Below are 246 nucleotides of genomic sequence, written 5' to 3' on the forward strand. Positions count from 1 at the left end.
ATGGATACTTTCGTATCCGAATGGAGATGGAGAGATTCGAACTCTTGACCCCCTGCTTGCAAGGCAGGTGCTCTCCCAACTGAGCTACACCCCCATATAGGATGATTCCTATTTAATTTTCTTTTTTTAATCTGGCAGCCACCTACTCTCCCATGCCGTCTCCAGCGTAGTACCATCGGCCGCTTAGGTCTTAACCATCGTGTTCGGGATGTGGACGGGTGTTTCCCCTAAGCGCATCGCCACCAG

General features: G+C 50.8%; 1 tRNA gene and 1 rRNA gene. Both read right to left on the minus strand.

Annotated features, from left to right (window positions below):
* Positions 1 to 21: 21 nt before the first annotated feature.
* A tRNA-Ala gene (locus tag DWX65_RS03815) sits at positions 22 to 94 on the minus strand.
* Positions 95 to 129: 35 nt separating this feature from the next.
* Positions 130 to 246 (minus strand): 5S ribosomal RNA (gene rrf / locus DWX65_RS03820).

The sequence above is a fragment of the Roseburia sp. AF20-18LB genome, from assembly GCF_003461185.1.
In the GTDB taxonomy this organism is placed as follows: Bacteria; Bacillota; Clostridia; order Lachnospirales; family Lachnospiraceae; genus Roseburia_C; species Roseburia_C amylophila.